Consider the following 26,169-nt stretch of genomic DNA (forward strand, 5'->3'; position numbering starts at 1 on the left):
ACCGAGCGCTTGTGCTCGCGCAACTGTGTCGCGAATGTGTCGTCGCTCGATCCGATACGATGTTGCGTGGCGGTTGATGACATCGAGAAGTGCAAGCTCCGACCTTGACTGGGCGGCGCAGAGAATGGAATGCTTATTCGAATAGTCAAGCAGTGATGATGGCAATGCGGGTTGGACTTCTCGGCGCCGGCAGGATCGGGCGCATTCACGGTCTCAATGTAGCGGCGCGCAGCGATGCACGGCTCGTCGCGGTGGCCGACGCCTCGAACGAGGCTGCGTCCTCGCTGGCGCAGGCGACGGGCGCGAAAGTGGCCGATGCGGATGCGATCATCGGCGATTCAGCCATCGACGCCATCCTGATCTGCACGCCGACCGACACGCATGCCGATCTGATCGAAGCCGCCGTCTCGGCCGGCAAGGCGGTGTTCTGCGAGAAGCCGGTCGATCTCGATTCGGACCGCATTCGCCGCTGCCTCGCCACGGTTGAAAAATCCGGCAAGCCCCTGATGATCGGCTTCAACCGCCGCTTCGATCCGAACTTTGCGGCGCTGGAGAAGCGGCTGCGCAGCGGCGAGGCCGGCGAGATCGAGATCGTCAGCGTGATCTCGCGCGATCCCGGACCGCCGCCGGTCGACTATGTGAAACGCTCGGGCGGCCTGTTCCGCGACATGATGATCCACGATTTCGACATGGCGCGCTTCCTGCTGGCCGAGGAGCCGGTCGTCATCTTCGCAGTCGGATCGGCGCTGGTGGACAAGGCGATCGGCGAAGCCGGCGACGTCGACACCGCCGCTGTTGTCATGAAGACGGCGAGCGGGCGCATCGCGCAGATCTCGAATTCGCGCCGTGCCACTTACGGCTACGACCAGCGCGTCGAGGTGCATGGCGCGAAGGGCATGCTGCGGGCCGGCAACGTCCACGAGACGACTCTGGAGATCGCGACCCGCCAGGGCTTCCGTGCCGATCCGGTGCAGAACTTCTTTCTCGAACGCTATGCCGCCGCCTATCGCGCCGAGCTTGCAGCCTTCATCGACGCCTGCACCGGCAAGGTTGCGCCCTCGCCCACCGGTCTCGACGGGCTGCGCGCCCAGATGCTGGCCGACGCGGCGACCGAGTCGGCCCGCACCGGCCGCCCTGTCGCGATCAAGGCTGCCTGAGCGTGACGCCGGCCGAACTCATGCTGCGCCGTTACGCGGCCCAGGGCCTCGCCACTGAAGCGGGGCGCATCGCGCTCGGCTATTTCAGCCGGCAGGAGAGCCTCGGCGTCACGATGAAAGGCGCGCAGGATTGGCTCACCGTCGCCGACGGTGCCGTCGAGGACTTCTTGCGCGCGCGGCTGACGGAGCTTTTCCCCGGCGACACTGTCATCGGCGAGGAAGGCGGCGGCGAGGCGAGTGATGCGGTCTGGATCCTCGATCCGATCGACGGCACCGCGAACTTCGCCCATGGCGATCGCACCTGGTGCATCTCCGTTGGCTTCCTTGTGAACCGCGAACCGACGATCGGGATCGTCGCGGCACCGGCGCTGGATGAGCTCTATGTCGCGCAACGCGGCCAGGGCGCCACGCTAAACGGGCAAAAAATCGCCGTCTCCGGCGTCGACGATATCGGACGTGCCTATGTCGAACTGGGCTGGTCGCCCCGTGTACCCTCGCAGCACTATGTCGACATGATCGGCCGCGTTTATGCGGCTGGCGGCGCGATGAAGCGCTCGGGCTCCGGCGCTTTGGGCCTCTGCCATGTGGCGAACGCCCGCACCGACGCCTATGCCGAGTTGCACATCAACGCCTGGGACATCGCCGCCGGCGTTGTGATCGCCCGCGAGGCCGGCGGCTGGGTCAGCGACTTCTTCGCCGGCGACGGCATCAGCAAGGGCAACCCGATCCTGTGCTGCACGCCGGCGCTGGCATCGCAGCTCAGCGAAATCACCGGGATTTCCTAGTCGACTTAATAGTTATTGCTTTGGAACTGAAGAGACGCCACCGTCCCAGCCAATGACAGAGAATATCAAGTTCTCGTTCTCGGGAGGTGGACCATGGTTTGGAAATCCCTTGTCGTCAGGGCGCTGTTCAGCGCCGGTATCCTGGCCGCGGGCGCAGCCTCGGCGTCGGCCGAGGGGTCGCTGGTCATGTATTGCGGCGTGCAGGAGGAATGGTGCCGCGCGATGTCCACCACCTTCGAGAAGGAGACCGGCATCAAGGTTTCGATGACGCGGAAATCCGCCGGCGAAACCTATGCGCAGCTCAGGGCCGAGGCCTCGAACCCGCGCGCCGACATCTGGTGGGGCGGCACCGGCGACCCGCATCTTCAGGCCGCCGATGAGGGGCTGACGCTCGAATACGAATCCCCGGCCAACAAGGATCTGCACGACTGGGCGCTGAACCAGTGGAAAGCGGCGAAGCAACGCTCGATCGGCATCTATGCCGGCGCGCTCGGCTTCGGCTACAACACCGAGCAGATCAAGGCCAAGGGCATTCCGGAGCCGAAATGCTGGGCCGACCTGCTCAATCCCAAGCTCAGGGATGACGTGCAGGTCGCCGACCCGAATTCGTCCGGCACCGCCTATACCCTGCTTGCCACGGTCGTGCAGTTGATGGGCGAGGACAAGGGCTTCGATTATCTCAAGGCCCTGCACAAGAATGTCAGCCAATACACCAAATCAGGCGCAGCGCCAGCCAAGGCTGCGAGCCTCGGCGAGACCGCCGTCGGCATCGTCTTCATCCATGATGCCGTCGTCTTCGCGGTACAGGGTGATCCGATCAAGGCCGTCGCGCCGTGCGAAGGCACAGGCTACGAGATCGGCTCGATGTCGATCGTCAAGGGCGCACGCAATCTGGAGAACGCCAAGAAGTTCTACGATTGGGCGTTGAGCCCCGCCGCACAGGCCCTCGCCGCCCCCGCGAAGTCGTATCAGGTGCCGTCCAACAAGAACGCTCCGGTGCCGCCGCAGGCGCCGAAGATGAGCGAGATGAAGCTGATCAACTACGACTTCGTCAAATACGGCTCGTCCGCGGAGCGCTCGCGGCTGCTGACAAAGTGGGACAAGGAGGTCAAGGCGCTGCCGAAATAGCCGTCGGCTGCGGAGATCCCGGATGCGCCTTTCGACACGGCTTGCTCTCCTGCTCGGTTGGTTGGGCTATATGCTCGTGCCCTGGTACCTGCCGGAAGGCTCCGACCTTGCGGGCTATCCGTTCGGGCGGGCCGGCACCGCACTCCTGCTTGCGACATCAGGCGCAGCGCCATGGCTGTGGCCGATCGGCATCGCGCTCCTTGCGGCGACGCTCCTCGCCGTCCGTGCCGAGACCACCCTTAGTGGGCCCGCGTTGATCCTCACCGGGCTGCTCGGCCTGGTCGCGTTCTTCGCACAAGGCTTTGCGATCACGCTGCCCGGGCAAGGCATTCCCTGGCTCGCCGCGCTGCTGGGCGGCGCAGGCGCCGCGCAGCCGGGCATGGGTTTCGGCGCGCTGCTGACGATGTTCTCGCTCCTCTTGCTGCTCTGCCACGGCCTCGCCTATCGCGGGTTCTGTCGGGGCGATCTCTTCACCACGTCCACCATCGGTGTCGTGGTGCTGCTGATCGGCCTCTTCATCTTCCTGCCGGTGGCGACGATCCTGCGCAGTGCGCTGGTCGACGCCAACGGCAGCTGGGCGCTGGGCGAATTCGCAGGCCGCCTGCTCTCCTCGACGATCTGGGGACTGGGATGCGTCGGCGGCGGTATCGCCTGCGGCGTCGCCTGGAATACGCTGATCCTCGGCGTGCTGACCGGCCTCATCACCACGCTGCTGGGCCTCGCCTGCGCGCTGCTGGTGTTGCGCACTGCGATGCCAGGCAAGCGGCTGATGCGCGCGATGACGGTGCTGCCGATCATCACACCGCCCTTCGTCATCGGCCTTGCGCTCATCCTGTTGTTCGGCCGTTCCGGCGTCGTCACCGGCCTGATGTCCGAATGGTTCGGCATCCCACGCTCGCGCTGGATCTACGGCCTGCCGGGCGTGCTGCTGGCGCAGGGGCTGGCCTTCGCACCGATCGCCTTCCTCGTATTGATGGGCGTGGTCCAAGGCATCGCACCGAGCCTCGAAGAGGCGTCCCAGACGCTTGGTGCCAGGCATTGGCAGACGTTCCGCTCCGTGACCTGGCCGCTGCTGCGGCCGGGGCTCGCCAACGCCTTTCTGCTCGGCTTCGTCGAGAGCCTGGCCGATTTCGGCAACCCGCTCGTGCTCGGCGGCAATTTCGAAGTGCTTTCGACCAAGATCTTCTTTGCCGTGGTCGGCGCCGCCCATAACCAGGGTCTGGCCGCAGTGCTCGCGATCGTGCTGCTCGTCTTCACGCTCGGTGCGTTCGGGCTGCAGCAGAGCTGGCTCGGCGGCAAGAGCTACACCACGGTCTCCGGCAAGGGCGATGCCGGCATTCCGGCGAAGCTGCCGACCTCCGTCACCGTGCTCTCCGCCGTGGTGATCATACCCTGGGTCGGGCTGACGGCGGTGATCTACGCGGTGATCCTGATCGGCGGCTTCGTCAAGACGATGGGCCGCGACCATACGCCGACGCTGGAGCATTACCGCACCGGCTTCGCCGTCGATTTCAGCCACGGCCTGTTCTTCGAGGGCGCAGCCTGGCCCTCTTTGTTCACGACGCTGAAAGTGGCTGCGATCTCGGCACCACTGACGGCGCTGATCGGCCTGCTCACCGCCTATCTGCTCACGCGGCAACGCTTCGTCGGCCGCCAGCTGCTCGAATTCACGACCATGCTGAGCTTCGCCATTCCCGGCACCGTGCTCGGGGTCGCCTATATCCTCGCCTTCAACGTGCCGCCGATCGAGATCACCGGGACCGGCCTCATCCTCGTGCTCGCCTTCGTCTTCCGCAACATGCCCGTGGGCATACGCTCGGGCATTGCGGGACTGGCCCAGATCGACAAGAGCCTCGACGAGGCCTCGACCACCCTGCGGGCGCGCAGCTTCACGACATTGCGCCGCGTGGTGCTGCCGTTGCTCAAGCCGGCGCTTATCGCAGCGCTGATCTACAGCTTCGTGCGCAGCATCACCTCGGTCAGTGCCGTGATCTTTCTGGTGTCGGCCGAATACAATCTCGCGACCGCCTACATCGTCGGGCGAGTCGAGGCCGGCGAGTTCGGCCTCGCCATCGCCTATTCCTCGGTGCTGATCGTCGTCATGGCGGCGGGCATCGCGCTCATTCAGTTCGGCGTGGGCGAGCGCAAGCTTGGCCGCAGGCCCGTCACGCTCGCGACCTCGGCCGCCGAGCCGGCCAGATAGGACTTGCAGATAGGACTTGCCATGCCCAAATCAGGCCCCGCCTCCGTCGAGTTCAGACATGTCAGCATGCGCTACGGCAATGTGACGGCCGTGGACGATGTCAGCTTCAGGATCCACGCGGGCGAACTCGTGACGCTGCTTGGCCCCTCCGGCTGCGGCAAGACCACGACCTTGCGCATGATCGCCGGCCTCGAGATCGCGAGCGACGGGCAGATCCTGATTGGCGGCAAGGATGTGACACGGCTCTCGGCCGCGGACCGCGACGTCAGCATGGTGTTCCAGTCCTACGCGCTGTTTCCGCATATGAACGTGCTGGAGAACGCGGCGTATGGACCGACGGTGAAGGGGCTGGGAAAGGCGCGGGCCGAGGCGATGGCGCTGGAGAAGCTCGCTTTGGTCGGTCTCAAGGGCTTCGAGAAGCGCTATCCGGCCGAGCTGTCCGGCGGTCAGCAGCAGCGCGTCGCCGTGGCGCGCGCCCTCGTGCTGGAGCCGCAGGTGCTGCTGTTCGACGAGCCGCTCTCCAACCTCGATGCCAAGCTCAGGCGCCGGGTGCGGCAGGAGATCCGCGAGCTCCAGCAGTCGCTGAAGCTCACCGTCGCCTATGTCACGCATGACCAGGAGGAGGCCCTCGCCGTCTCCGACCGCATCATCGTGATGTCGAATGCGAAGATCGCGCAGCAGGGCTCGCCGCGCGAGCTTTATGAAGCCCCGGCGAACAGCTTCGTCGCCGATTTCATCGGCGATGCCAATCTCGTGGAGGTGTCGATCGAAGCCGTGCATGACGGGCAAGCGCAGGTCATGCTGGGACCTCTCCGCCTGACGCTTGCCGCGCGCGGCCTCACGCCCGGGCCGGCCAAAGCGGCCATCCGGCCCCACGGCATCATGTTCGGCGATGGCCTCGCAGGAACCGTCAGGAAATCCTCTTACCTCGGCGATCACGTCGAGATGATGGTCTCGACGCCGATCGGCGAGCTTTTCGTCGTCAGCCGCCAAACCGATGAGATCCCGGCTGAAGGCGCGGCGATCAAGCTGTCATTCGTCCAGCAAAATATCGCTCTCGTGCGGTGACGGGCTCGAATCCGCATACTCGCTCGCGATTCCCGCGGCCCGATTGTATCATCCCGGCATGAGCTATTCCGACGCCGCGGACGACGACCCGACACGCGTTCGCAAGATCATCCATATCGACATGGATGCCTTCTACGCATCCGTGGAACAGCGCGACAATCCCGAGCTGCGCGGCAAGCCCGTCGCGGTCGGTGGTTCGGCCGAGCGCGGCGTGGTCGCTGCCGCGAGCTATGAAGCGCGCAAATTCGGCGTTCGTTCCGCGATGCCGTCGGTCACCGCGAAGCGGCAATGTCCCGACCTGATTTTCGTAAAGCCCCGCTTTGAGGTCTACAAGGCGATCAGCCGGCAGATCCGTGAGATCTTTGCCGAGCACACCGACATCATCGAGCCGTTGTCGCTCGATGAGGCCTATCTCGACGTGACGGAAAACCTGCAAGGCATCCCGCTTGCCCGTGACGTGGCGCTGCGGATCCGCGAGAAGATCAAGGCCGAGACCGGCCTCAACGCCTCGGCGGGCATCTCCTACAACAAGTTCCTGGCAAAGCTCGCCTCCGACCATCGCAAGCCCAATGGGCAGTTCGTGATCTCGCCCGAAATGGGGCCCGCTTTCGTGGAGACGCTGCCGGTGGGCAAGTTCCACGGGATCGGACCGGCAACGAGCGCAAAGATGAACGCGCTCGGCCTGTTCACCGGCCTCGACATCCGCAACCAGACGCTTGAATTCATGAACGCGAATTTCGGCAAGTCAGGCGCCTATTATTACTGGATCTCGCGCGGCGTCGACGAACGGCCGGTGCGGGCCAACCGGATCCGCAAGTCGATCGGCGCGGAGACCACGTTCTCGACCGACCTCGCCGAATTCGACGCACTCGTCGTCGAGCTGCGCCCGCTCGTCGACAAGGTCTGGCGCCATTGCGAGGCATCAGGCAGCCGGGGCCGGACCGTGACCTTGAAGATCAAGTTCGCCGACTTCGAGATCATCACGCGCAGCAGGTCCGTGGCTGCGCCGGTCCCTGGCCGGGACGAGCTGGAGCGCCTCGCCTGCGGCCTGCTCGAGGCGGAGATGCCCCTGCCCAAGCGCGTCAGGCTCCTGGGAGTCTCGTTGTCATCGCTCCAGGTCGGCGACGATGCGGCGCCGCAACTGACGTTCGAAATTTGATCCGGACGCCGGGGATTCGAATGATCAGGCCGCGATCTCTTCCGCCCTGCTCCCGACCTCGTCGCGCTTCGCATTGATCAAATTGAGCAGATGCGCGGCCGCGCGGGCATCGCACAACGCGCGGTGGTGGTCCTTCAGCTCGATATTGTAGGCCCTTGTGAGCTTGCCGAGCCCGTAGGATTTGTGGCCGGGGTAGTGCCGGCGCATGCTCGCGCAGGTGCAGAGCTTTGGAAAGCGGAAACGGCGTTCGAGGCGTTCGTATTCCGCGGCGATGAAGCCGTAATCGAAATTGACATTGTGAGCGACGAAGACGCCGTCACGCATGAACTGCATGAAGCTATCGGCGACTTCCGCGAACAATGGCGCACCCCGTACCATCTCATTGCTGATGCCGGTCAACGCGACGATCTTGGCCGGGATCGACCGCTGCGGGTTGATCAGCGAATGCCACTCCGCCACGACCTCGTGATTGCGGATCTTGACGGCGCCGATTTCAGTGATGCGATCCCCGCCGGTCCAGCCGCCGGTGGTCTCGATGTCCACGACGACATAGTCCTGGTCCGGATCGAAACGGAAATCGGCGCGGCCGATCTCCGAAGGGATTCCAGCGTTGCCGAGCTGGCGAAGCCGCGTCAGCTGGTTGCGCCTGATGACGTCGCCCTCGGCCTTCACTTCCATGAACGAGACGGCGCCATCAGCCACAAGCATGAGATCGGGGAAGCCATCGCGCATCGCGCGATAGTCCTCGCACATCAGGCGAAGGATCGCGGCGAGGCCGTCAGCACTGGCCCCCGCAAGCAACGCGCGGAGCGCGTCCATATCAACATGGTCCCAGGCGAACACGCCGTTCGGCTTGCCCCATTTCGCAGCAACGATCCGCAGGATCTGGGGCAGCGCGGAGCGCGAGGCGATCGTCCCCAGCTTCGCCTCGATCTGAGACGAGAACATCCGGGCAAAGGTTCTGTCCTTCAGGCAGTGCGGCATCCAATCGAAGCCGCTGTGCAGCTGTCCGGATTCGAACAGCTCATCCCAGAACAGCAAGCCGAACAGGCAGTGCCAGAGTGTGTTTTCGGCGTGGAAGACCTCAAGGCCCTGCCGGCGCAGAACGCCTGCGATCCCGGCCTCCGGGCTGCCGCGCCAGGTGTCGTCGACCCGGAGCGTTCGTCCTGCCCGCAACAGCTCGGTGCAGAGTCCCGTCCGGCGCCCATCGAACTTCCGGGCATAGAAGTCGCTCGCAAAGACGCATTCGTCATCGCTGGCGGGATCATCGATCATGCGCCGCAGCAGGTCCTCCGCGGCGTCCTTGTCGCCCTCCGCATAAAGCAGCCGGGCGAGGCGCTCGTTGCATTCGGCCGAAGCGCCGGCACGATAGAGCTGCGCCGCGAGCGCGGCCTCACCCTTCTTCTCGAAGTGCAGACCCGCTTTGTGGGCCGCACGGCTGCGCAGATCGAGGGCGTAATCCGTCGGGCAGGCAGGACCACCGAGAATGTCGGCAACGGACCTGCGATACACCTCGTCGGATTTGGCCTCGAGCTGGCGCAGCAGGCGCGCATAGTGGAAGCAGGCCCTCGCCTCGTCCGCATCGGCAAACCGCGCGCTGAAATCCGCTTGGCCGTTGGTGCGCAGGATGCCGAGATCGCGCAGCGCGAAATTCTTCAGGTTGTTCTCTGTCTTGCCGAAATAGAGATAGAGCAGGAACTCGAGCGGTTCGGTGTCAGCGAGCGCGATGAAGGCCTCTCCACCGCAGTGCCGGAATGCCGTGCCGAACGACAGATTGGCGAGGCAATACTCCGACAGCTTGGCCTTGGGCCACGAGGCCCTGACGTCGCTCATGCCGGCCGCCTTTGCGCCGTCGAACAGATCAGGCTTTGCAAGGCACGCCAGGAACGCTGCGTAGTCCTGTTCGGTCAGGCCTCGAACATAACCGGCAACGCCGAGCTCCCCCAGCGCACCGACGGGGTCGGCGATCTCGGCGTATTTGAAGGTGGAGGGATTGAAGACCGTGCCGTTGCGGTTGACCATCCGGACGAACAGGCACTGGGCATCCTTCGACAGCTGTGAGAAGCGAGCGACAAAGGCATGATGCCTCTCGGCCAGCACCGGACCGTAGGTCTCGCAAACGAAGCTCAGCATCTCCGTGAAGTGGTCGTGATAATAGTAGACCGGCAGGACAGGCAGCGTCATCCGCGCGCAGCCCTCGGCGCAGCGCAGCGCGACCCCGCTCCGGTCGAAGTTCCCCGTGATTCCTTCGCGTTCATGTTCGACTTCTGTTCTTTTCGCCGGGCACTGTCAAGCTCGGAACTTCGCGACCCGGCGCCGTCCCGACGCCGGGTTTCGGCGACAACCAGGGCGCGTGGACGCGCCTATTGCACCGCGGAACGATTTGCGACGCACCATTCAAAATGAGACTGCCCGTTAAGCCGCGCGTGGCGCCGACCGGTGCGCCGTATCCGAGTTCGGTTAGCCTTCATCCCAAGAAATCGTCGAAGACCCGATGGCCTTGCAAGAACGTCGCACCGCGCGGCGGAAGCGTGAGGTGCGGTGAAAAACAGCGACAAGAACGACCAGGGAGGAGAGCAATGTTGAAAGGCAGTCTAGGACTGATTGCGTTGAGCGGCCTGCTGATGTCGGGTACCGCCTTCGCGCAGGAGAAGATCAAGGTCGGCGTCACCGCGACCCTCGAAGGCACCTACACCGTGCTCGGCGAGGACGGCATCCGTGGCTTCCAGACAGCACTGAACGTGCTCGGCAAAAAGGTCGGCGACAAGGAACTCGAATTCGTCATCGCTTCGACGGACGCGACACCGGACTCGGCTGTGCGCGCCGTGCGCAAGCTGATCGAGCAGGACAAGGTGCAGATCCTGCTGTCGCCGCTCTCCGGCGACGAGGGCATCGCGGTCAAGAACTTCGCGAAGACCCATCCGGAGCTGACCTTCATCAACGCAGCCTCCGGCGCGCAGGAAACGACCTATGTCGATCCGGCCCCGAATTTCTTCCGCTACAACATGGACGGCGCGCAATGGCAGGTCGGCCTCGGCAAATACGCCTATGACACCAAGGGTTATCGCAAGATCGCAACGGTCGGCGAGGACTACTCCTTCATCTACACCCAGGTGTTCGGCCTCGTGCTCGAATTCTGCGGCGCGGGTGGACAGGTCACCAACCGGCAATGGGTGCCGCTCGGCACCAAGGATTTTGCGTCGGTCATCGCGGCGCTGCCTGACGACGTCGACGCCATCTATCTCGGCCTCGGCGGCGGCGACGCCGTCAACTTCCTCAACCAGTACCAGCAGGCCGGCGGCAAGGCGCATCTGATGGGCGGCTCGATCATGATCGACCAGACCATCCTGTCGTCCAAGGGCAATGCCAAGAACGCGCTGATCGGCACGCTGGCCGCCAGCGGCCAGGCCGACACGTGGGAGGATCCGGGTTGGCAGAAGTTCGTGAAGGACTATCAGGACGCCTTCCCGCCGAACAAGCGCTTCCCGAGCCCGTCGCTGCTCGCCACCAACTATTACGGCTCGACCATGGCGCTGATCCTGGCATTGCGTCAGGTCAATGGCGATCTCAGCGACAACCAGTCGAAGTACAAGGCTGCGCTCGCCAAGATCGAGCTCGATGCGCCCAACGGCAAGATCAAGCTCGACTCCAACCGCCAGGCGATCGGCACCAACTTCGTCACCGAAGTGGTCGATGACGGCAAGGGTGCGCTGTTCTCGAAGGTGGTGAAGGTGATCCCGAACGTAAACCAGACGCTGGGCTATGACCCTGCCGTGTTCGCCAAGATCGGTTTGCCCAGTCGTACAGTACCGGAATGTAAGAAGTACTGACGTAGTCGCATCAGCGACGCAATGACTGATCGGGGAGAGATTTGCAGAGGCGCGACACGCGCGCTCTTGCATTCTCTCCCCGGTTGTTGAACCCTACAAAAAAAGACAAAAGCTTTTGGGAGGGAAGGCATGAGCCGGGCGCTCGCCGTCTTCCACGGCCGCTTCGGCCGGGCGACGGTCTATCAGTTGAACCGCCCTTTCAATATCCACGCGCATCGCGAAGGTCATTTGATCTTCCATGTCGGCGGGCGTTCCGCATGCATCGATGTCAACGACGGACGCTACGACCTCACCGAAGGCTCAGTCGTCGCGGTCAATCCATGGGAACCGCATAATTTTCTTCCCACCGACCTCGACGGCGGCGCCGTCTTCTTCGTGCTCTATGTCAATCCGGAATGGTTCGCGCCGGATGCGCCCGGCGCCGACCGCCTGCGCTTCGGCCGCACCCAGTTCGCGCGATCGCCTGCGCTGGACAAGCAGATCAGGCACGCCGCAGCCCTCGTGTGCGGCGCCCCCTCGCTGAACAGCCTCGATGGCGAGCTGCGACGGCTGATCGATAGCTGCTACGACGAAAGCTGGCACCAGGCCCAGACCGCGCCCGATCTGCGCGCGAACGGTTCCATCACCGATTTTCGCGTCCGCAAGTGCATCAAGATGATGTCGGAGAGCCCCGGCGCGGAGATCGAGCTCGACACCATCGCACGCGAATCCGGCCTGTCGCGGCCGCATTTCTACCGGCTGTTCCGCACCCAGACCGGCGTCACGCCGCACCTTTATCTCAACACGCTGATGATGGAGCAGGCGCTGGAGGCGCTGGTGGAAAGCGAGGTCCCGATCGCCGATATCGGCTTCGATCTCGGCTTCTCCTCGCAGAGCGGCTTCACCCGCTTCTTCGCCGCTAATGTCGGGATGGCACCGACCGATTATCGCCGCGCGGCCAAGGTTTTGCGCGGCTGACGAACGCGCGAAAAGATACTCACGATCAAATGCCTCTCTCTCCGCCCCACTAGGATGGACGGAACGCGATCCCGGCAAGAGGATCGCATGTCCCGGGAGGACGCAAATCCATGGCGCGGTACGCAGCCTGCACAGGGCTGTCCGACCTGCATAAGAAGTGTCGTGGCGCCCGTCGCAAGCGGAGCGAGGAGACGCCATGACCCGCTTTGTCGAACGTCATCCGGCCTGGGCGCTGATCGTCATCATCGCGGTCGCAGTCGTGCTGTGGCTGATCTTTGCGGTGTGGCCGCCGGGGCTTGAAGATGCGATCGGCCGCAAGCGCGTGTTCCTCAACGCGGTCTTCAACGGCATCACGCTCGGCGGTCTCTATTTCCTTGTCGCCAGCGGCTTCACGCTGATCTTCGGCCTGATGCGCAATGTCAACCTTGCGCACGGCTCGCTCTATCTGTTCGGCGGCTATGTCGGCTACGCCATCAGCGCCTCGACCGGGTCGTGGATCCTCGCCTTCATCGTCGCCTTCGTCCTGACGGCGCTGGTTGGCATCCTGCTCCAGGTGCTCGTGTTCCGCCGCATGGAGGGCCAGGATCTGCGCCAGACCATGGTGACGATCGGACTCTCGATCGTGTTCGCCGACCTGATGCTGTGGGCCTGCGGCGGCGACTTCTACCAGATCCAGACCCCGAGCTGGCTGATCGGTCCGGTCGAGCTGCCGCTGATCACCGCACTGAAATCCTCCGGCGAGCCGGTTTACTTGCGCTATCCGCTGGTGCGGCTCGTGATCTTCCTGGCCTCCGTCATCATCGGCATCGCGATGTGGCTCGCGCTCAACCGCACCCGGATCGGCATGATCATCCGCGCCGGCGTCGACGATCGCGACATCCTTGCAGCGACCGGCGTGCGCATCCAGATCGTCTTCGTGCTGGTGTTCGCGCTCGGCGCGGGGCTTGCCGGTATCGCGGGCGTCGTCGGCGGCACCTTCCAATCGCTCTCGCCCGGCGAGGACATCCGCTTCCTGCTCGCCTCCCTCGTCGTTGTGATCGTCGGCGGCATGGGCTCGATCCCCGGCGCCGCGCTCGGCGCCCTCATCATCGGTCTCGCCGAGCAGCTTGGCTCGGTCTACATCCCGACCTACGCCATCGTCGTGACCTTCCTGATCATGGTGCTGGTGCTGGCGCTTCGGCCGCAGGGCCTGCTGGCGAGGCGCTGACATGTCCGTCACCCACGATACGCGCATTCAGATCCGCAGCCCCGCCTCCTCGGCGCAGCGGCAGGCCGCACGCGGCTGGCCCGATCTCAACAATCCCGCAGCCTGGATCGTGGCGGTGATCCTGCTGATCATGCCGCTGATCGCCAACGGCTTCTTCCTGATCGAGATCTTTGCGACCACGCTGATGCTCGGCACCATCGCGCTCAGCCTGATGTTCCTCGCCGGCTATGGCGGCATGGTCAGCCTGATGCAGCTCACCATCGCGGGCTTTGCCGCCTACATGGTCGCGGTGTTCGGCACCAGCGACAACGCCAATATCAGCCTGGGCTGGCCGTGGTGGCTGGCGGTGCCGACGGCGCTGACGCTCGCGACCATCTTCGGCACGTTCGGCGGCGCGCTCGCGGTGCGGACCGAGGGCATCTACACGATCATGATCACGCTGGCGATCGGTGCCGCGTTCTACTACTTCACCAACCAGAACTGGGCGATCTTCAACGGTCATACCGGCATCAACAACGTCGCGACGCCGCATTTCTGGGGCGTCAACTGGCGGTCGGACATTCCGTTCTACTATGTCGTGCTCGCGATCGCCGCACTCTGCTATTTCGGGGTCGACTACATCTCCCGCGCGCCGTTCGGCCTGGCGCTCCAGGGCGTGCGCGACAATCCGCGCCGCATGGCCGCGCTCGGCTTCAACGTCAATGCGCACCGCGTCGCCGCCTACGCGGTCGCTTCGTTCATTGCGGGCCTCGCCGGCGTGCTCCAGGTCTGGAACTACCGCCAGATCTCGCCGGGCTCGGTCAGCGTCGGCGCCTGCATCGATATTCTGATCATCGCCATTGTCGGCGGCATCACCCGCCCGATCGGTCCTTATATCGGCGCCCTGGTGTTCGTGCTGCTACGCACCTTTGCGCTCGACTTCCTGGTCAAGATCGGGCTCGACGGCAACCGCTTCCGGCTGCTGATCGGGCTCGGCTTCCTTGCCATCGTGTTCTGGTCGTCGGATGGCGTGATCGGCCTGTGGCAGCGCTGGCGGAGGAGCCAGCGTCCGCAGTCGGATCGCCCGAACGGAGGGCGCGGCCATGGATAGCGTCGCCCGGCGCCTCTCCGCGGTCGGAGCCGGTGCAGCGCTGGAGCTGCGCGGCGTGACGCGGCTGTTCGGCGCACTGGCGGCGCTGACCGACGTCACCATCACCGTGCGCCCCGGCGAGCGGCGCGCCGTGCTCGGCTCCAACGGCGCCGGCAAGACCACGCTGTTCAACTGCATCACCGGCGACTTCCCGCCGACCTCAGGCACGATCCGCTTCTTCGGCGAGGACGTCACGCACTTCCCGCCCTATGAGCGCATCCGCCGCGGGCTCAGGCGCACCTACCAGATCTCCGCGCTATTCCCCGGCCTCACCGTGCAGGACAATGTCTACCTCGCCTGTCGCGGCGTCTCGCGGGGACGCTTCTCGTTCCTGAGGCCCGGCCAGAACGATGCGCTGATGCATGCGGCCGACAATCTGGTGCAGGCAGTGCATTTGAGCGCGGTTAGGGATCAGCGCGTCGCCGAGCTCGCGCACGGCCAGCAGCGCCAGCTCGAGATCGCGCTGGCGCTCGCAGGCGCCCCCCGCTTCGTGCTGTTCGACGAGCCCGCCGCCGGCCTGTCGCCGACCGAGCGGGCCGAGTTGGTGGAGATCCTGACCTCACTGCCCGCGCATATCGGCTACATCATCATCGAGCACGACATGGACGTTGCGCTGCGCGTCGTCGAGAGCGTGACGATGATGCACAATGGCCGCATCTTCAAGGAAGGCCTGCCGGAGGAGATCCAGTCCGATCCCGAGGTGCAGGAGCTTTATCTCGGAGGCGGCCATGAGTGAGGCCCGCCGCAGTGCCGCCGCTCTCGAGGTCCGTGGCCTCGATGTCTATTACGGTCATTCGCACGCGCTACAGGGTGTCGACCTCACGCTCGACGCCGGCGTGTTTTCCGTGGTCGGCCGCAACGGCATGGGCAAGACCACGCTGTGCAAGGCGATCATGGGGCTTGTGCCGGTCAGCGGCGGCTCGATCCGGGTTCGCGGCGAAGATATCACGCGGCGGCCGCCGGCGAATATCGCGCGGCTCGGGGTCGGCTACGTGCCGCAGGGCCGCCGGCTGTGGCGCTCGCTCAGCGTCGACGAGCATCTGCGGCTCGCCGGCGGCATCCGCTCCGGCGCCTGGACGGTCGAGCGCATCTACGACACCTTTCCGCGGCTTGCCGAACGCCGGGATCACGGCGGCGGCCAGCTCTCGGGCGGCGAGCAGCAGATGCTGGCGATCTCGCGCGCGCTGCTGACCAATCCGCAATTGCTGATCATGGACGAGCCGACCGAAGGGCTTGCGCCCGTCATCGTCGCCCAGGTCGAGGAGATGCTGCTGCAGCTCGGCGAGGACGGCGACATGTCCGTGCTCGTGATCGAGCAGAACATCGGCGTCGCCACCGCGATCTCGCGCAACGTCGCGATCATGGTCAACGGCCGCATCAACCGCATCATCGACTCTGCGCGGCTGTCCGCCGACCGCGCGTTGCAGCAGCGCCTGCTCGGTGTCGGACTGCATGCCGAGCTGGAGCCCGACATCGACGTCCCTTCTGCGGGCGACGAAGCAAAGCCTGTCGCTCAGCCCGCACGCACCAGCGGCCCGATCCGCATCTACATTTCCAATCCGACGCCGCCGACGCGCTGGTCACAGCCGGTCCCGATCGCTCGCATCGAAGCCGCCGCGCGCACGCTGTCGACGCAAGTCGCGCGTCTTGATGAGACCGCGAGGCGCAAGCGTGAGCCGATAACGGCGCAGACCTCCGGTCCGCCGGTCGTTCTGGTCGTCGGCACGCTCGACACCAAGGGCACAGAGCTACGCTTCATCCGCGACGTCATTGGCGAGAGCGGGCTGCGCACGCGGCTCGTCGACGTCTCCACCAGCGGCAAGCACGCGACCTGCGACGTCTCCGCGCAGGAGATCGCGCTGAACCATGGCCGCGGCGGCTCGGCCGTGTTCGGCCCGGACCGCGGCGCTGCTGTCACCGCGATGGCGGACGCGTTCGCCAAGTGGATCAAGCGCCAGGGCAATATCGCCGGCGTGATCTCGGCCGGCGGTTCGGGCGCCGCATCGCTGGTCGCCCCCGCCATGCGTACCCTCCCCGTCGGCGTGCCAAAACTGATCATCTCCTCGGTCGCTTCGGGCGATGTCGCGCCTTACGTGGGTCCCGCCGACATCACCATGATGTATTCGGTCACCGACGTGCAGGGCCTCAATTCGATCTCGCGCGCGGTGCTTTCGAACGGCGCCAATGCCATCGTCGGCATGGTCAAGGCCCGCCTCGATCAGCGCGAAGCCAAGGAGCGCGCCACGAGTGCCGGCTTGCCCTCGATCGGCATCACCATGTTCGGCGTCACGACACCAGCGGTGCAGAAGATCGCGGCCGATCTCGCTGGCGATTTCGAATGCCTCGTCTTCCACGCCACCGGCGTCGGCGGTCGATCGATGGAGAAGCTGGTCGATTCCGGCCAGCTCGCCGGCGTGATCGATCTCACCACCACCGAGATCTGCGACCTCTTGATGGGCGGCGTGTTTCCGGCGACGGAAGATCGTTTCGGCGCCATCGTCCGCACCCGCCTGCCCTATGTCGGCTCGGTCGGCGCGCTCGACATGGTCAATTTCGGCGCACCCGACACCATCCCCGAGCGCTATCGCGGCCGCAAATTCCACGTCCACAATCCGCAGGTGACCTTGATGCGCACGACAGCGGACGAGAACGAGCGCATGGGCCGCTGGATCGGCGAACGGCTGAACCAGATGGACGGGCCGGTGCGCTTCTTCCTGCCCGAGGGCGGCGTCTCCGCGCTGGATGCGCGTGGCCAGCCGTTCTGGGACCCCGCGGCCGACGCTGCCTTGTTCCGCGCGCTGGAACGCACGGTGCGTGCGACCGGCAACCGGCAACTCATCCGCGTCAAGCAGAACATCAACGATCCCGAGTTCGCCTCGACCATCGTGAGCGCGTTCCGAACCCTGTTCGGACGCGCCGGGGCGCGCCGGAGAGCAGCGAGGTGACCGATGGCCCGGTTTGAACGCGCAGCACTCCTGAAGCGGTTTCGCGACATGGCGAAGCGCGGCGAGCCGATCGTCGGCGGCGGCGCCGGCACCGGCCTTTCGGCCAAATGCGAGGAAGCCGGCGGCGTCGATCTCATCGTGATCTACAATTCCGGCCGCTATCGCATGGCCGGCCGCGGCTCGCTTGCCGGTCTGATGCCCTATGGCGATGCCAACGCGATCGTGGTCGAAATGGCCGGCGAAGTGCTGCCGATCGTCAGCAAGACGCCGGTGCTCGCGGGCGTGAACGGCACCGATCCATTCCGCGACATGGATGTGTTCCTCGACCAGCTCAAGGCACTCGGCTTTGCCGGCGTGCAGAACTTTCCAACCGTCGGACTGATCGACGGCCTCTTCCGCGCCAACCTCGAAGAGACCGGCATGTCCTACGCGCTGGAGATCGACATGATTGCGAAGGCGCGCGAGAAGGATTTGCTGACGACGCCCTACGTCTTCAGCGAGAAGGAAGCCGCCGCGATGGCGATCGCCGGCGCCGATATCATCGTCTGCCACATGGGCCTCACGACCGGCGGCACGATCGGCGCGCAGACCGCGCCCAAGCTGAACGACTGCCCGGCACGCATCGACACCTGGGCATCGGCGGCGCTCAGCGTCAACCCGGACATTCTGGTGCTCGCCCATGGCGGCCCGATCGCGGATCCCGCGGATGCCGATTTCATCATGAAGAACACCCGCTACTGCCACGGCTTCTACGGCGCCTCCTCGATGGAGCGGCTGCCGGTGGAGCGGGCATTGACGGAACAGGTCCGCAAATTCAAGGCGATCGGCGCGCCGTAACGCCTTACAAGATCGAGGGAGGGAAACATGTCAGGGATCCTGGTCGGCGAGCTCATCCTCTGGCTGATCGTCGCCATCATCGTGATCGTGGTTGGCGTCTACATCGTCAATTGGCTCTACCACCGCTCTTCCAAGGAGGTGTCGTTCGTCCGCACCGGCTTCCTCGGCGAGCGCGTGGTGATCAACGGCGGTGCCTTCGTGCTGCCGTTCATTCACGACTACACGCCCGTCAACATGAACGTGCTGCCGATGGGCATCGTGCGCTCGCGCCAGGACGCCGTGATCACCCGTGATCGCATGCGCGTCGACATCGAGGCAGATTTCTATGTGCGGGTGCAGCCGACCCGCGAGGCCGTCTCGATTGCGGCCGCCACGCTCGGCCGCCGCACCATGGAGCCGGGGCAGCTCCATACATTGCTGGCCGGCAAGTTCATCTCGGCCATCCGCTCGGTTGCCTCGGAAATGACCATGGAGGAGATGCACGAGCGCCGCGGCGACTATGTCGCGCGGGTCAAGACCAACGCGGCCGAGGCCCTTGCCCTCAACGGCCTCGAGATCGAGTCCGTCGCCATCACCGATCTCGACCAGACCGATCTCGAATTCTTCAACCCGTCGAACCGCTTCGACGCCGAAGGTCTGACCCGCCTGATGGAGGACATCGAGGCAAGGCGCAAACTGCGCAACGACATCGAGCAGGACTCGATGATCAAGATCCGCACCCGCAATCTGGAGGCCGAGCGGCAGGCGCTGGAAATCGAACGCGAGAGCGAGACCGCGCGGCTCGAGCAGGAGCGCGACATCGAGATGCGCCGGGCGCTCCAGCGCACCGAAGTCGCCCGCGAACGCGCACTGCGCGAGACCGAGGCCGAGCAGGCCCAGATCTCGGCGCGCGAGGCCATCGAGCGCTCGCGCATCGCCAACGAGCAGGCGATCGCGGAGGCCCGCATCGCCTCCGAGCGCGAGACCCGCCAGAAGGAGATCGAGCGCACCCGGACCATCGAGGAGAAGGAGCTGCTGGCGCGCGAGGAGATCGAGAAGACCCGCATCGCCAACCAACGCTCGATCGATACGACGCGGATTGCCAGCGAACGCGAGGTCCGCCAGCGCGAGATCGAGCGGATGCGCACGGTCGAGGAGGCCGAGATCGCAGCCCGCGAGGCGATCGAGAAGGCCCGCATCCAGCAGGACCGCGTCGTCACCGACGCCCGCATCGCCAATGAGGAGGAGACAAGGCGCCGCGAGATCGAGCGCACCCGCGCCGTCGACGAGGCCGAGATTGCCGCCCGCGAGGCCACTGAGAAGGCGCGCATCGCGCAGACGCTGATCGTCAATGTCGAACGCATCTCCTCCGACGAACGCACCCGCGCGCTGGAGATCCAGCAGGTCCGCACCATCCAGGAGGCCGAGATCGAGGCGCAGCGTGCGGTGGAAGCCGCCCGCATCGCCCGCGAACGGACGCTCGCCGCGGAACGGATCGCCGCCGAGCAGAACACGCGACAGCTCGAAATCGAGCGCAACCAGACCCTCGAAGTCGCCGGCATCGCGGCACGCGAGGCCACCGAGGCCTCGCGCATCGCCCAGGAAGAGCGCGTCCGTTCGCTGGAGATCGCGCGCAACCGCGCCGTCGAAGAAGCCGATATCGCCTCCCGCGAGGCGATCGAGGCGGCGCGCATCGCCCAGGAGAAGGCGGTGGCGGCCGAACGCATCCAGGCCGAGCGCGACACGCGTTCGCTGGAGATCGAACGAACCGGCATTCTGGAGGCCGCCGAGCTGAAGCGGCGCGATGCCATCGAACGCCAGCGCATCACGGTCGACCTCGCGCTCGAGGCCGAGCGGATCAACTCGTCCAAGAAGCGCGAGGTGCTCAACATCGAGCAGAAGAAGGCGATCGAGATCGCCGACGAGGACCGCGTCATCGCCCTCTCCGCCAAGAAATCGGAACGGATCGATGCGGATCGCCAGGTCCGCCAGGCCGAGATCGTCGCTCGCAGGGACGTCGAGACCACAGACGTCTCGCGCGAGCAGGCGTTGGAAGCCGCCCGCCTCGAACGTCGCCGCGCCATCGAGCAGCTCGAGGTCGCCCGCGTCCAGTCACTGCAGGAGGCCGAAATCTCATCCCGCGAGGAAGTGGAGCGCGCGCGCATCGCCTCCGATCGCGGCCTCGACGAGGCCCGCATCGGCCGCGAGCGCGAACTGCGCAAGCTCGAAGTCAATCGCGAGAAGGAGGTCGAGACCGTCTTGATGGAGAAGGCGATCGCCATTCATCAGAAATCGCTCGAAGAATCCGCCGCCCGCGCCGCGGCCGAAGAGGCCCGCATGCGGGCTACCGAGGCCGCCGAGCGCGTGGTTACGGCGCGCGAGAGCGAGATCGCAAAACGCCGCAAGACGGTCGAGGTGCTGCTCGCGGAGAAGCAGGCCGAGGAAACCCGCATAGCCGCGGATGCCGAACGTGTCCGCGCCGCCGTCGAGGCTGAGGCGCAGCGGATGCTCAACGAAGCCGAGAACGTGCTGACGGACCAGGCGCGCTACTCGCTGTTCCGCCGCAAGCTGCTCGACAAGATCGAGGGCATCGTGCGCGAGAGCGTCAAGCCGATGGAGAAGATCGAGGGGATCCGCATCCTCCAGGTCGACGGCCTCAACGGCAACGGCCACGGCGGCAATGGCGGCCGCAGCGCCACCGACGAGGTGATCGACTCGGCACTGCGCTACCGCGTGCAGGCGCCGCTGATCGACTCCATCCTGTCCGACATCGGCGTCGAGGGCGGCAGCCTCGCCAAGATGCCGGGCCTGATCCGCGAGGCCCGCGACATGCAGGGCATCAAGGATTCCGCGCGCAAGGGCGGTGGCGACAAGCAGGCCAGCGCCCCGCCCGCGGCGGAGGGCGGCGAGCCGCCCGCCGAGCGCGGTCCGCGGAAGAAGAGCTGAGGTCCCACCCATGCCCCGCGTCTACGTCTCCACCGTCGTCAATGCGCGCAACGACCGCGTCTGGGCGCGCGTGCGCGATTTCAACGGCCTGCCGAACTGGCATCCCGCGATCGCCGAAAGCCGGATCGAGGGCGGCGAGCCCGCCGACAAGATCGGATGTGTGCGCGACTTTCGCCTGCGCAACGGCGACCGCATCCGCGAGAAGCTGCTCGGCCTCTCCGACTACGACATGTTCTGCACCTATTCGATCCTGGAATCGCCGATGGGCGTCGAGAACTATGTCGCGACCTTGCGGCTGACGCCCGTCACCGATGGCGACCAGACTTTTGTGGAATGGACCGCCGAGTTCGACTGCGCCCCGGAGCGCGAGACCGAGCTTGTCGGCAACATCGGCGGCGGTGTGTTCCAGGGCGGGTTCGATGCGCTGAAGCGTGTGTTCGGAGGCTGATATCAGTGCCGCATATCGTCAAAAGCACCATCCTGGACGCGCCCACCGATGCAGCGTGGGCACTGCTGCGCGATTTCAACGGGCACGATCGCTGGCATCCGGCGGTCGCGACGTCTTCGATCGAACGCGCGCATTCGTCCGACAAGATCGGCTGCATCAGACGGTTCAAGCTGCAGGACGGCGCCGAGCTGCGCGAGCAATTGCTGGCGCTGTCCGACCTCGAACAAAGCTTCAGCTACTGCCTGCTCGATACCCCGATCCCGATGTTCAACTACGTCGCGCATGTCCGCCTGCTGCCTGTCACTGACGGCGACCGCACCTTCTGGCACTGGGAGTCGCGCTTCACGACCAGGCTGGAAGACCGCGACCGCATCACCCACATGGTCGCCGAAGACATTTACCAGGCCGGGTTCGATGCAATCCGCCGGCACCTGAAGGAGGCCGCCTAGATGGCCGTGACAGTGAAGACTTTTGCCAGCGCCGGCGAGGCGGCCGGGGCGCTGTCCTCGGACCGCAGCGCCCGCTATCTCGGCGGCGGCACGCTGGTGATGCGGGCGCTGAACGAGGGCGATGTCTCGATCTCGACGGTGGTCCGCGCCCACGATCAGGCACTGACCCGGATCGACGCGTCCGGCCCGCGCATCACGTTGGGCGCTGGCGTCACCTTCGCTCGTGTCCTCGCCGAGCGCGACCTCGGCTTCCTGCACGCCCCGGCCCGATCGATCGGTGGCCCAGCAGTGCGCAACATGGGAACGGTCGGCGGCAATCTTTTTGCGCCGAACCCCTATGGCGATTTCACCGTCGCGCTGCTGGCGCTCGATGCGACCGTAGCCGTCGCGGGCGGCTTTGGCTCGCGCGACATTCCGATCGAGGAATTTTTGCAGGCGCGCGACCGACAGGCGGGGGCATTGGTCCTCTCGATCTCCTGCACCCGGCCAGCAAGCACCGAGGCGTTCCGCTATCGCAAGATTGCGCGCATCAAGCCGAAGGGTGGCTCGGTCATCACGCTGGCCGCGCATCTGCCGATCTCGGGCGGCCGTATCGCAGGCGCCCGGATCGCACTCGGCTCGATGGCACCGACGCAGATCCGCGCCCGCGCCGCCGAGCGTGCGCTGGAGGGACGTTCGCTGGATGCCGCGACCATCGCCGCTGCCGCATCGGCCGTCACCGAGGGAACATCACCATCCGACAATGCGCTCGGCAGCGCCTGGTATCGCCGCGAGATCGTCGGCGTGCATCTGCGCCGCCTGCTGTCGGGACAGGAATAGAGCCCCATGTCCAAGATCCCGCTTCAATTTCGTCACAACGGCCGCGACGTCGCCATCTTCGTCGACGGCGGAACCAATCTGCTGGTGGCACTGCGCGAGCTGATCGGCGACATGACGCCGAAATTCGGCTGCGGCCAGGGCGGCTGCGGCACTTGTAGCGTGCTGATCGACGGCGAACTCCACCTCTCCTGCCTGACGCTGGCGGAAACGGTCGCTGGCCGCGCCGTCGAAACGCTCGACGGCATGAAGCAGGGTCCGAACCTGCATCCGCTGCAGCGCGCCTTTGCCGACAATTTCGCCGCGCAGTGCGGTTATTGCACGCCGGGCATGCTGATGGCCGCCAAGGCCTTGCTCGACCGCAATCCCTCACCGAGCCGCGACGAGGTCATCGAGGCCATCTCCGGCAACATCTGCCGCTGCACCGGCTATGAGCCGATCATCAATGCCATCCTCGCCGCCGCCGGCGGCCGGGTCAGCGCGTAAGGGAACGCGACCATGCTGGAACTGCGCAAGGACATCTTCGCCGACGAGCGCGACGATAATTTAAAGGAAATCGGCAAGGGCACGCAGCGGCAGGACATGCTCGGACATGTCACGGGCACGTCGAGCTATTTCAACGACCACAAGCTTCAGGGCATGTTGCATCTGAAGGTCGTGCGGTCGACGCAGGCGCATGCACGCATTCGCCGCATCGACACGACGGAGGCTGAGCGCTCGGCCGGCGTGCGCCGGATCATCAGGGGCGCCGATGTGCCGGTGAATCTGAACACGCTGCTCAGCCTGATCAATTTCGGCAAGGACGACGAGCCGTCGCTGGCGGTCGACAAGGTCCGCTACAAGGGCGAGCCTGTTATCGCCATCGTCGCCGACAGCGAGCGCGAGGCCTTTGAGGCGATCGCGAAAGTCAGGATCGACTACGAGCCGCTGCCGGCGGTGTTCGACGTCGAGGACGCGCTGAAGCCCGGCGCACCTGTCGTCAACGAAACCTATCCCAAAAACACCTTCACCTATCACGAGACCTACGATCACCAGCGGCTGCGCTTCGGCGATGCCGATGCGGCGCTGGCGACCGCCGATCATGTGCTGGAACAACGCTACCAGATGTCGCCGATCGAGCACGCGCCGACCGAGACCAACGGCGCGATCGCTGCGCCCGACACCAACGGTCGCTATGTCGTCTATACCTCGACCCAGGCGCTGTTCTTTTCGGTCGATACCTGCGCCAAGATTCTGAACGTGCCGTCCAACACCTTCCATTTCATCGGGGGCACCGTCGGCGGCGGCTTTGGCGGCAAGGTCGACACACTGACCGAGCCGCTTGCCATCCTCGGCGCCATGCTGACGGGAAAGCCGGTGCGCTACGTGTTCGGCCGCGAGGAGGAGATGCAATATGGCCCGCCGCGCGGCGCCGAGCGCATCTATATCAAGGACGGCGTGATGCGCGACGGCCGCATCGTCGCGCGCAAGATCCGCGCCTATTTCGACAGCGGCGCCTATACCCGCCTCTCCAGCTACGCCGCGGTGAAATGCGCCGCGCATTTGCCGGGCCCCTACACCATCCCGAATGTCTATGGTGACGTCTATTGCGTCTTCACCAACCGCACGCCGGCGACCGCCATGCGCGGCTTCGGCGTCACCGCAATGGATTTTGCCATCGAGTGCCAGATGGACAAGCTGGCGCACCTCGTCAACATGGATCCGATGGAGTTCCGGATCCTCAACGCCTATCGCGACGGCGACATGAAGGCGCACCGGCGCGAGGCCAAGAACACGGCGCTGATCGAATGCGTGCAGGTCGCGGCTGAAAAGGCCAAATGGCCGCTGCGCGAGGAGTTCAGGCGGGCATCCTCGCGCAAGGACGGCGGCGGCAGCCGCGCCATGATCCCGCCGACACCGGCAGACTCACGCGCACGGCCAGCGGCTCCGGCCCAGCAGCGCACCAGCTACGACCGGCTGCCACCGACCGTCACCCGCGAACCCCCGCGCGATCCGCCTCCGCCGGCTCCGACGCCGCCTTCGCCGCGGCCCGCCGCGCCCTCGCATGGCGCGACCCGCTTCTCCTCAGTCTTCGGCACCAGGAGGCGCTAGATGACCCGGCATCGCGGACGGGGCATGGCCTCGATCAACTATCCCATCGGCATGAATCTCGGCGGCGATCCCAGCCAGGCGCTGGTGCATTCCAATCCGAGCGGCAAGTTCACGGTCGCGCTGTCCTCGATCGACCTCGGACAGGGCATGAAATCGGTGACGCGGCAAATCTGTGCGGAGACGCTGGGCGTACCGGTGGAGGACGTCTATGTCGACACGGCCGACTCGGACACCGGCCCGCATTGCATGGGCTCCTTCGCCTCGCGCGGAACGCATCGCGTCGGCAATGCGGTGATGGCAGCCGCCCGCGAAGCCCGTGGCGTGATGATGGAAGCCGCCGCCGAGGAGCTGGAGGTCAACGCCGCCGACCTCGAGACCGACGGGCGCGGCAACATCCACGTCAAGGGCGCGCCGCACCGTTCGATCTCGACCAAGGACGTCGCAATCGCGGCCCAGTTCAAGCAGGGCAAGACCATTTCTGGCCGCGGAATTTTTCTCGTGCCGCTCTCCGAAGTGAATCCGGAGACCGGCGAGATGTCGCCCGCGACCTGCTACGCGCATGCCTGTCTTGTCGCCGAGGTGGAGGTCGACGACGAGACCGGCGAGGTCGCCATGGTGCGAATGGACTCGGCCTATGAGCTCGGCCGCGCGCTCAATCCGCGGCTGGTCGAGCAGCAGCTCGTCGGCGGCGCCTGGATGGGCGTCAGCCACGCGCTGTATGAGACGCCCGAGCCGTATTATCCCGAGCCGGTGCATGGCCCGCGCGACTTCGTCGAATATCTGATGCCCGGGCCCGGCGACATCTGCCCGCACGATATCGCCGTGCTCGAGCGCCCCGCCCCGGACGGTCCGTACGGCGCCAAGGGGCCCGGCGAGATGTGCGCGAACCCGGTGCTGCCGGCCGTCGCCAACGCAATCTTCAACGCGGTCGGCGTGCGCATCGACGACCTGCCGATCACGCCGGAAAAGGTGCTGCGCGCGATCAAAGCCCAGGGCGGCGCGCGGCCGCAGGCGCGGCGCTAGAGGTTTTGGCTC

Annotated in this window: 21 protein-coding genes; 20 read left to right on the plus strand and 1 reads right to left on the minus strand. The window is 65.6% G+C overall.

What is annotated here, in order from left to right:
• The first annotated feature begins 164 nt into the window (after nucleotides 1–164).
• The 6 genes from iolG to dinB all read left to right on the plus strand — a co-directional run bounded on the left by iolG (nucleotide 165) and on the right by dinB (nucleotide 7,500).
• On the plus strand, nucleotides 165–1,157 hold the full coding sequence (gene iolG, locus ACNJX9_RS26190; RefSeq protein WP_057759107.1) for an inositol 2-dehydrogenase: 993 nt from the start codon (nucleotides 165–167) through the stop codon (nucleotides 1,155–1,157).
• 2 nt (nucleotides 1,158–1,159) lie between these two features.
• A complete protein-coding gene (locus ACNJX9_RS26195; protein ID WP_439404918.1) occupies nucleotides 1,160–1,942 on the plus strand; it encodes an inositol monophosphatase family protein in 783 nt (260 codons plus the stop codon).
• A 93-nt stretch (nucleotides 1,943–2,035) separates the two neighbouring features.
• Nucleotides 2,036–3,070, plus strand: a complete 1,035-nt coding sequence (locus ACNJX9_RS26200) for an ABC transporter substrate-binding protein (RefSeq protein ID WP_439404919.1) — start codon at nucleotides 2,036–2,038, stop codon at nucleotides 3,068–3,070.
• A 22-nt stretch (nucleotides 3,071–3,092) separates the two neighbouring features.
• Nucleotides 3,093–5,273 carry an ABC transporter permease gene (locus ACNJX9_RS26205; protein ID WP_439404920.1) on the plus strand — a complete coding sequence of 727 codons (2,181 nt, stop codon included), beginning with the start codon at nucleotides 3,093–3,095 and terminating at the stop codon, nucleotides 5,271–5,273.
• Between the two features lie 21 nt (nucleotides 5,274–5,294).
• Nucleotides 5,295–6,341, plus strand: a complete 1,047-nt coding sequence (locus ACNJX9_RS26210) for an ABC transporter ATP-binding protein (protein ID WP_439404922.1) — start codon at nucleotides 5,295–5,297, stop codon at nucleotides 6,339–6,341.
• A gap of 58 nt (nucleotides 6,342–6,399) precedes the next feature.
• Nucleotides 6,400–7,500: a DNA polymerase IV gene (gene dinB, locus ACNJX9_RS26215; protein ID WP_439404924.1), complete on the plus strand. Its 1,101-nt coding sequence runs from the start codon at nucleotides 6,400–6,402 to the stop codon at nucleotides 7,498–7,500.
• 24 nt (nucleotides 7,501–7,524) lie between these two features.
• Here the strand turns inward: dinB and ACNJX9_RS26220 are convergent, their stop codons facing one another.
• Nucleotides 7,525–9,684, minus strand: coding sequence for an exonuclease domain-containing protein (locus tag ACNJX9_RS26220; protein WP_439404926.1), 2,160 nt, complete (start codon nucleotides 9,682–9,684; stop codon nucleotides 7,525–7,527).
• A 395-nt stretch (nucleotides 9,685–10,079) separates the two neighbouring features.
• On the opposite strand from ACNJX9_RS26220, the gene ACNJX9_RS26225 reads away from it, so the two are divergent.
• The 14 genes from ACNJX9_RS26225 to ACNJX9_RS26290 all read left to right on the plus strand — a co-directional run bounded on the left by ACNJX9_RS26225 (nucleotide 10,080) and on the right by ACNJX9_RS26290 (nucleotide 26,157).
• The gene (locus ACNJX9_RS26225) at nucleotides 10,080–11,330 is read left to right on the plus strand and encodes an ABC transporter substrate-binding protein (protein WP_057758758.1); all 1,251 of its coding nucleotides are present in this window, start codon (nucleotides 10,080–10,082) and stop codon (nucleotides 11,328–11,330) included.
• Between the two features lie 129 nt (nucleotides 11,331–11,459).
• Nucleotides 11,460–12,287 carry an AraC family transcriptional regulator gene (locus tag ACNJX9_RS26230; RefSeq protein ID WP_439404927.1) on the plus strand — a complete coding sequence of 276 codons (828 nt, stop codon included), beginning with the start codon at nucleotides 11,460–11,462 and terminating at the stop codon, nucleotides 12,285–12,287.
• Nucleotides 12,288–12,483: 196 nt separating this feature from the next.
• On the plus strand, nucleotides 12,484–13,494 hold the full coding sequence (locus tag ACNJX9_RS26235; RefSeq protein ID WP_439404929.1) for a branched-chain amino acid ABC transporter permease: 1,011 nt from the start codon (nucleotides 12,484–12,486) through the stop codon (nucleotides 13,492–13,494).
• Between the two features lies 1 nt (nucleotide 13,495).
• The gene (locus ACNJX9_RS26240; RefSeq protein WP_057758763.1) at nucleotides 13,496–14,584 is read left to right on the plus strand and encodes a branched-chain amino acid ABC transporter permease; all 1,089 of its coding nucleotides are present in this window, start codon (nucleotides 13,496–13,498) and stop codon (nucleotides 14,582–14,584) included.
• On the plus strand, nucleotides 14,577–15,359 hold the full coding sequence (locus ACNJX9_RS26245; RefSeq protein ID WP_439404930.1) for an ABC transporter ATP-binding protein: 783 nt from the start codon (nucleotides 14,577–14,579) through the stop codon (nucleotides 15,357–15,359). Before ACNJX9_RS26240 ends, ACNJX9_RS26245 begins: the two co-directional genes overlap by 8 nt.
• Entirely contained in the window at nucleotides 15,352–17,568 is a 2,217-nt protein-coding gene (locus tag ACNJX9_RS26250) for an ABC transporter permease (protein ID WP_439404932.1), read from the plus strand. The genes ACNJX9_RS26245 and ACNJX9_RS26250 overlap by 8 nt, the downstream gene beginning before the upstream one ends.
• Nucleotides 17,569–17,571: 3 nt before the next feature.
• Nucleotides 17,572–18,405, plus strand: a complete 834-nt coding sequence (locus tag ACNJX9_RS26255; protein ID WP_057758769.1) for a phosphoenolpyruvate hydrolase family protein — start codon at nucleotides 17,572–17,574, stop codon at nucleotides 18,403–18,405.
• Nucleotides 18,406–18,432: 27 nt separating this feature from the next.
• The gene (locus tag ACNJX9_RS26260; RefSeq protein WP_439404934.1) at nucleotides 18,433–21,330 is read left to right on the plus strand and encodes a flotillin domain-containing protein; all 2,898 of its coding nucleotides are present in this window, start codon (nucleotides 18,433–18,435) and stop codon (nucleotides 21,328–21,330) included.
• Nucleotides 21,331–21,340: 10 nt separating this feature from the next.
• A complete protein-coding gene (locus ACNJX9_RS26265; protein ID WP_200468663.1) occupies nucleotides 21,341–21,778 on the plus strand; it encodes an SRPBCC family protein in 438 nt (145 codons plus the stop codon).
• A 5-nt stretch (nucleotides 21,779–21,783) separates the two neighbouring features.
• Nucleotides 21,784–22,227 (plus strand): SRPBCC family protein, encoded by a 444-nt coding sequence (locus ACNJX9_RS26270; protein ID WP_439404935.1) that lies wholly within the window; start codon nucleotides 21,784–21,786, stop codon nucleotides 22,225–22,227.
• Nucleotides 22,228–23,046 (plus strand): FAD binding domain-containing protein, encoded by an 819-nt coding sequence (locus tag ACNJX9_RS26275; RefSeq protein WP_439404937.1) that lies wholly within the window; start codon nucleotides 22,228–22,230, stop codon nucleotides 23,044–23,046.
• A 6-nt stretch (nucleotides 23,047–23,052) separates the two neighbouring features.
• Nucleotides 23,053–23,529 (plus strand): (2Fe-2S)-binding protein, encoded by a 477-nt coding sequence (locus ACNJX9_RS26280; RefSeq protein ID WP_057758780.1) that lies wholly within the window; start codon nucleotides 23,053–23,055, stop codon nucleotides 23,527–23,529.
• Nucleotides 23,530–23,541: 12 nt separating this feature from the next.
• Nucleotides 23,542–25,134, plus strand: a complete 1,593-nt coding sequence (locus ACNJX9_RS26285) for a xanthine dehydrogenase family protein molybdopterin-binding subunit (protein ID WP_439404938.1) — start codon at nucleotides 23,542–23,544, stop codon at nucleotides 25,132–25,134.
• The gene (locus ACNJX9_RS26290; protein WP_439404940.1) at nucleotides 25,135–26,157 is read left to right on the plus strand and encodes a xanthine dehydrogenase family protein molybdopterin-binding subunit; all 1,023 of its coding nucleotides are present in this window, start codon (nucleotides 25,135–25,137) and stop codon (nucleotides 26,155–26,157) included. It abuts the gene before it with no gap.
• Nucleotides 26,158–26,169: the final 12 nt, after the last annotated feature.

It is taken from the genome of Bradyrhizobium sp. BLXBL-03 (genome assembly GCF_051853015.1).
In the GTDB taxonomy this organism is placed as follows: Bacteria; Pseudomonadota; Alphaproteobacteria; order Rhizobiales; family Xanthobacteraceae; genus Bradyrhizobium; species Bradyrhizobium manausense.

Coding starts and splice junctions, on each gene's coding strand:
- dinB (WP_439404924.1), top strand. CDS start 6,400: ATGAGCTATTCCGACGCCGCGGACGACGACCCGACACGCGTTCGCAAG.
- ACNJX9_RS26285 (WP_439404938.1), top strand. CDS start 23,542: ATGCTGGAACTGCGCAAGGACATCTTCGCCGACGAGCGCGACGATAAT.
- ACNJX9_RS26230 (WP_439404927.1), top strand. CDS start 11,460: ATGAGCCGGGCGCTCGCCGTCTTCCACGGCCGCTTCGGCCGGGCGACG.
- ACNJX9_RS26265 (WP_200468663.1), top strand. CDS start 21,341: ATGCCCCGCGTCTACGTCTCCACCGTCGTCAATGCGCGCAACGACCGC.
- ACNJX9_RS26280 (WP_057758780.1), top strand. CDS start 23,053: ATGTCCAAGATCCCGCTTCAATTTCGTCACAACGGCCGCGACGTCGCC.
- ACNJX9_RS26200 (WP_439404919.1), top strand. CDS start 2,036: ATGGTTTGGAAATCCCTTGTCGTCAGGGCGCTGTTCAGCGCCGGTATC.
- ACNJX9_RS26260 (WP_439404934.1), top strand. CDS start 18,433: ATGTCAGGGATCCTGGTCGGCGAGCTCATCCTCTGGCTGATCGTCGCC.
- ACNJX9_RS26275 (WP_439404937.1), top strand. CDS start 22,228: ATGGCCGTGACAGTGAAGACTTTTGCCAGCGCCGGCGAGGCGGCCGGG.
- ACNJX9_RS26210 (WP_439404922.1), top strand. CDS start 5,295: ATGCCCAAATCAGGCCCCGCCTCCGTCGAGTTCAGACATGTCAGCATG.
- ACNJX9_RS26245 (WP_439404930.1), top strand. CDS start 14,577: ATGGATAGCGTCGCCCGGCGCCTCTCCGCGGTCGGAGCCGGTGCAGCG.
- ACNJX9_RS26205 (WP_439404920.1), top strand. CDS start 3,093: ATGCGCCTTTCGACACGGCTTGCTCTCCTGCTCGGTTGGTTGGGCTAT.
- ACNJX9_RS26235 (WP_439404929.1), top strand. CDS start 12,484: ATGACCCGCTTTGTCGAACGTCATCCGGCCTGGGCGCTGATCGTCATC.
- ACNJX9_RS26225 (WP_057758758.1), top strand. CDS start 10,080: ATGTTGAAAGGCAGTCTAGGACTGATTGCGTTGAGCGGCCTGCTGATG.
- ACNJX9_RS26250 (WP_439404932.1), top strand. CDS start 15,352: ATGAGTGAGGCCCGCCGCAGTGCCGCCGCTCTCGAGGTCCGTGGCCTC.
- ACNJX9_RS26220 (WP_439404926.1), bottom strand. CDS start 9,684: ATGACGCTGCCTGTCCTGCCGGTCTACTATTATCACGACCACTTCACG.
- ACNJX9_RS26290 (WP_439404940.1), top strand. CDS start 25,135: ATGACCCGGCATCGCGGACGGGGCATGGCCTCGATCAACTATCCCATC.
- iolG (WP_057759107.1), top strand. CDS start 165: ATGCGGGTTGGACTTCTCGGCGCCGGCAGGATCGGGCGCATTCACGGT.
- ACNJX9_RS26255 (WP_057758769.1), top strand. CDS start 17,572: ATGGCCCGGTTTGAACGCGCAGCACTCCTGAAGCGGTTTCGCGACATG.
- ACNJX9_RS26240 (WP_057758763.1), top strand. CDS start 13,496: ATGTCCGTCACCCACGATACGCGCATTCAGATCCGCAGCCCCGCCTCC.